The organism is Streptomyces sp. B15 (assembly GCF_018070605.1).
Classification (GTDB): Bacteria; Actinomycetota; Actinomycetes; order Streptomycetales; family Streptomycetaceae; genus Streptomyces; species Streptomyces smyrnaeus.
This window is the reverse complement of the sequence record NZ_JAGPXJ010000177.1, coordinates 1-6,041: the sequence shown is the minus strand read 5'-3', so window position 1 is coordinate 6,041 and position 6,041 is coordinate 1. Positions and strand designations below refer to the sequence as shown.

The 6,041-nt window shown below is 71.8% G+C and carries 1 protein-coding gene; it reads right to left on the bottom strand.

Going from position 1 to position 6,041, the window contains the following annotated elements; translation table 11 throughout:
* Window positions 1–6,041: type I polyketide synthase (locus KBY19_RS37405; RefSeq protein ID WP_210967480.1), on the bottom strand; the 6,041-nt coding region annotated here is incomplete at both ends.

Sequence of the window (6,041 nt, the reverse complement as noted above, 5' to 3'; positions counted from 1 at the left end):
CCTCCGCCCCCACATACCGCGCAATCTGCACCGCCGCCGACCCCACACCACCCGTCGCCGCATGAATCAACACCGACTCACCCCGACGCAACCCCGCCAACTCCACCAACCCGAACCACGCCGTCAGAAAGTTCACCGGTACGGCTGCCGCCTCGCGCCAGCTCCAGTTCGCAGGCATCGGTGCGATCATGCGGGCGTCGGCCACCGCCACCGGCCCGAAGGCGCCCTCGAAAAGCCCGAACACCCGGTCTCCGGGAGCGACTTCCGAGACGTCGGGCCCGACCTCGGTCACCACCCCCGCGCCCTCGCTCCCTTGGAAGACACCGCCGCCGGGATACATGCCGAGCGCTATCAGCACGTCCCGGAAATTGACCCCGGCAGCACGCACCGCAACCCGCACCTGCCCCGACGCCAACGGCTCCTCCACCTCCGGACACGACACCACCGACACGTCCTCCACCGTCCCGGCAACCTCCTGACCCAACCGCCACGCACACCCGTCGCCCGGCACCGTCAGGCCTGTCTCCGCACGCGCCGCACGCGGCACCCACACCCGCCCCCCACGCACCGCGAGCTGCGGCTCGTCGGCGTCCAGCGCGTACGAGACAGCTGCGCGCACGACCGCGCCCGCCGTCTCGGAAGCGACGCCGAGGTCGGCATCGATATCGGCGTCGAGGTCGAGCAACAGGAACCTGTCGGGGTTCTCGCGCTGGGCGGTACGTACGAGGCCCCACACACCCGCGCACGACAGATCGAGCGGGCCGTCCTCCACGTCGACCGCCCCACGCGTGACCAGCACCAATCGGGCATCGGCCAGCCGGGGCTCGGCCGACCACGTGTGCAGCAGCTCCAGAGTCGCCGTGGCGGTGGCGAGCCCGTCGGCGTCGTCCGTGCTGCCGCCGAGGCCCCGTACGTCCGCGAGGACGACCTCCGGCACCGACGTGCCCGCATCCAGCCCCGCCAACAGCCCGGCGACATCCGCCCCCGGCACCGCCAGCACGGGCCACTGCGCGGAGGCGGAGGGCACGTTCACCGCATCGACCGCGCCCGTCATGTCCGTCACGTCCGTCCACTCGACGGTGAACAACCCGTCCGTCGTCGCGTCACGCGTACGCAACCGGTCCCGGTCCAGCGGACGCATCGCGACCGACTCCACGCTGAGCACCGGGGCACCCGCGGGGTCGGTGACATCGACCCGTACGCCCTGTGCCGGCCCCTCGCCGAGTGGCGAGACACGCACCCGTACGACCTGCGCACCGACCGCGTGCAGGCACACCCCGTTCCACGCGAACGGCAGCCACGCCTCCCCGTCCCGCGACGACCCCAGCAGGGCCACGGGGTGCAGCACCGCGTCCAGCAGGGCCGGGTGGACAGCGAAACCGTCCACCCGGTCCACGCCGTCCGGCAGCTCCACCTCGGCCCACAGGTCCTGTCCGTCCCGCCAGGCTTCCCGTAGGCCCTGGAAGGCCGGACCGTAGCCGTACCCGGACGCTGCGGCATGTTCGTAGAACCCCACGAGGTCGAGCGGCTCGGCTCCGGCGGGTGGCCAGGCTGTGCCGCCGGTGACGGGCGTCGCCGTCACCGGCCCGAGCGTGCCCTCGGCATGACACACCCAGTCCGCACCGTTGCCCTCTTCGACGGGCCGCGAGTAGACGCGTACGGGGCACCGGCCGTCGGGGGTCGCTGCCTCCACCAGTACCTGGACGTTGACCGCCCCGTTCTCGGGCAGTACGAACGGTGCTTGCAGGACCAGTTCCTCGACACCGCCGCAGCCGACCTCGTCGGCCGCACGCAACGCCCACTCCGCCATGGCCGCACCAGGCACCAGCACCGACCCCAACACCTGATGATCGGCCAACCAACGCTGCTCCCCCGAGGCCGCCACCCGCCCCGTCAGAATCAGCCCACCATCCGCCGTCGCCACAACAGCCGGCAACAGCGGATGACCGGAAGCGCCTTGCCCAAGCCGAGCCGTATTGCCCTCGTCGGCCTCTCCGTCGAGCCAGTAGCGCTGGCGTTGGAAGGCGTAGGTGGGCAGATCGACGGTGGGTCCGGGCGGGAACCAGGGGGTCCAGTCGATGTCGTGGCCGTGGGTGTGGAGTTGAGCGAGAGCGTGGGCGAAGGCACGTGTCTCGGGTTGCTTGGCGGTGAGGAGCGGGACGGTCAGCGGATTGCTGTCGAGCGTGTGCTGAGCGGCCGTGGCCAACACCGGATCCGGGCCGAGTTCGAGGTAGATGTGGGTGCCCAGATGGGTGAGGGCCGGGGCGAAGTGGACCGGCTGGCGGATGTGCTCGCACCAGTAGCCGGGAGTGGTGATGCGCTCGTCGGCGGGCCGCCCGGTCAGGTTGCTGATCAACGGGAGGGAGGGTGGCTGGTAGTCCAGATCCTCGATGGCCTGGCGGAAGTCTTCCAGCATGGGTTCCATCGACGGGGAGTGGAAGGCGTGGCTGACCGACAGCCGTTTGGTCTTTCGGCCTCGGGCTTTCCACTCCGCCGCCAGTTGCAGCACGGGTTCCTCGGGGCCGGAGATGACGGTGCTGGTGGGTGTGTTCAGCGCGGCAACCGCCACGCCCTCGGGCAGGTCGAGTTCGTCGGCACCGGCTTCGACGGCGACCATCGCTCCGCCCTTGGGCAGGGCTCCCATCAGCGTGGCGCGGGCGGCCACCAGGGCGCAGGCGTCCTCCAGCGAGAACACCCCGGCCACATAGGCTGCCGTCACCTCGCCGATGGAGTGGCCCACCACCGCATCCGGCCGCACCTCGAACGATCCGAGCAGGCGTGCCAGCCCCACCTGCAGCGCAAACAACCCCGCCTGCGCATACGTCGTGTGCTTCAACCGCTCCGCACTGCCCTCGAACACCACCTCCCGCAACGAAACACCCAACTGCGGGTCCAGCAGCCCACAGACCTGGTCGAAAGCCTCAGCGAACACGGGAAAACGCGCATACAACTCGGCGCCCATGCCGACGCGCTGGCTGCCCTGGCCGCTGAACAGCCACACCAGCCCACCGTCGCCCACCCGCTCGCCCGGGCCGACCACATCCGGGTGCGGCTCACCAGCAGCCAGCGCCCGCACACCCGCACGCAACTCCTCCCCACCCGCACCCAGCACCACCGCCCGCTCCTCGAACAACGACCGCGAGGTCACCAGCGAACGACCCACCACACCCACCGCACCCGACACCCGGGCCAACGCCGCTGCCTGCCCCCGCAGCGCCTCCGCACCCCGCGCCGAGACCACCCACGGCACCACCCCGGTGACATCGGCCCCCACCTGTGCGGGTTCCGCGACAGGTGGCTCTTCCAGGATCAGATGTGCGTTCGTGCCCGAGATACCGAACGACGAGACACCCGCCCGGCGCGGACGCTCTCCTCCCGGCCATTCCACTTGCTCGGTCAGTAGCCGTACTGCGCCCGACTCCCAATCCACATGCGGCGAGGGCTCATCGATGTGCAACGACGCGGGCAGCACACCGTGCCGCATCGCCTGCACCATCTTGATGACACCCGCAACCCCAGCCGCAGCCTGGGTGTGACCGATGTTCGACTTCACCGACCCCAACCACAACGGCCGCCCCCCGGACCGCTCCTGCCCATACGTCGCCAACAACGCCTGCGCCTCGATCGGATCGCCCAGCGTCGTGCCCGTCCCATGGCCCTCGACCACATCCACATCAGCAGCCGACAACCGGGCACCCGCCAACGCCTGCCGGATCACCCGCTCCTGCGACGGACCGTTCGGCGCCGTCAAACCATTGCTGGCGCCGTCCTGGTTGACGGCGGAACCGCGAACGACCGCGAGCACCCGATGCCCGTTGCGCCGCGCGTCCGACAGCCGCTCCAACAGCACCAGGCCCACGCCCTCCGACCAGCCCACACCATCAGCCGCAGCCGAGAACGCCTTGCACCGGCCGTCCCGTGCGAGGCCGCGCTGACGCGAGAACTCCACGAAGGTGTTCGGGGTCGCCATGACAGTGACGCCACCGGCCAACGCCAGTTCGCACTCGCCCTGGCGCAGCGCCTGGGCCGCCAGATGCATCGCGACCAACGACGACGAACACGCCGTGTCCACCGTCATCGCGGGCCCCTCCAGGCCGAAGGAGTACGAGACGCGGCCCGAGGCGATGCTCGGGGCGCTGCCGGGCATCAGGCGTCCCTCGACGCCCTGTGGCGTGCGGCCGAGGAAGCGGGAGCCGTAGTCGTCGTACATCACGCCCGTGTAGACGCCCGTGCGGCTGCCCCGCAGCGTGGCGGGGTCGAGCCCGGCGGACTCGAAGGTCTGCCAGGTGGTCTCCAGCAGCAGCCGCTGCTGCGGGTCCATGGCCAGCGCCTCACGCGGCGCGATGCCGAAGAAGTCGGCGTCGAACAGGTCGGCGTCGTGGAGGAAGCCACCCTCCTCGGTGTAGCTGTGCCCGGCGCGGTCCGGGTCCGGGTCGAAGAGGTCCGCGAGGTCCCAGCCGCGCCCTGTCGGGAAGGTGCCGATCGCGTCGCCGCCCTCGGTCACCAGCCGCCACAGTTCCTCGGGCGAGGTCACGCCGCCCGGGTACCGGCAGGCCATGCCGACGAGGGCGATCGGCTCGTCCGTCGCAGGGCCCGCAGCGGCGGCGGAAGCCGGTGCCGGGAGTCGGCGACCGGTGGCCGTCGCATCGCCGAGTGCCTTGTCGCGCAGCAGGCGGATCAGCGCTTCGGGGGTCGGGTGGTCGAAGACGACGGTGGTGGGCAGGTCGACGCCGGTCTCGGCCTTGAGACGGTTGCGGAGTTCGAGCGCGGTCAGGGAGTCGAACCCGAGGTCCTGGAAGGCGCGGCTCAGATCGAGGGTGTCCGGGGAGGGGTGGGAGAGGACGGCGGCGAGCTGTTCGCGTACGAGTGCTGCGACGGTGCGGTCCTGTTCGGATGCGGACTGTTCCGCGAGGCGCTGCTGCCAACTCGCCGTTGCCGGGGCTGCGGCCGTCTGCCGTTTCACCGCGCGGACCTTGCTCCGCAGGACGGGTGCCAGTGTCGCGGCATCCGCCTGGGCGCGGAGCGCCGCACGGTCGAAGCGTACGGGCAGCAGCGTCGGCCGGTGCGTGGCGAGGGACAGGTCGAGCAGGGCGAGCGCCTGGTCGCCGGGGAGCGGTGCGACGCCGGTACGGGCGATGCGCGCGAGGTCGGTCGCGGTCAGCTCGCTGGTCATGCCGCCGGGTGTCTCCCACAGTCCCCAGGCCAGCGACGTGGCGGGCAGGCCGAGTGCTCGTCGGTGTTCGGCGAGGGCGTCGAGGAAGGCGTTGGCCGCCGCGTAGTTGGCCTGCCCGGCGCTGCCGAGCACGGCGGCGGCCGAGGAGAACAGCACGAACGCCGCGAGGTCCAGCCCGCGCTGCCGGATCTGCGTGTGCAGTTCCCAGGCGGCGTCGAGCTTGGGCGCCAGTACGGCGTCGAGCCGCTCGGCGGTGAGGGAGCTGAGGATCCCGTCGTCGACGAGCCCGGCAGCGTGGACGACGGCCGTCAGCGGGTGCGCGTCCGGTACGGAGTCGAGCAGGTCGGTGAGGGCGCGGGGGTCGGTCACATCGCAGCGGGCGTGCCGGATGTCCGCGCCGAGTGCGGTGAGTTCGGCCTCCAACTCGGCGCTGCCCGCCGCCTCTCCTCCCCTCCGGCCGACCAGCAGCAGTCGGCGGGCTCCGTGCGCGGTGACGAAGTGGCGGGCGACGAGCCGGCCCAGCTCGCCGGTGCCGCCCGTGATCAGGACGGTGCCGTCCGGGTCGAGTGCGGGCGGCGCTTCGGTCCCGGGTTCCGTGGTCGCCGTTGCCAGCCTCGGGACGCGCGGTTCTCCCGCCCGTACGGCGCACTCCGTCTCGGCGGCGGCCTCGACCGCCGCGAGCGCGGGGCGCAGGGCACGGTGGGAGGTCTCCTCCCCGTCCAGGTCAAGCAGCAGGATCCGGCCGGGGTGCTCGGCCTGTGCCGCGCGGGTCAGGCCCCACAGGGGTGCTGCCGCCAGATCGGCCGACGGGTCGCCGGGGTCGGCGGCCACCGCGTTCCGTGTGACGACGACGAGCCGGGAGCCGGCC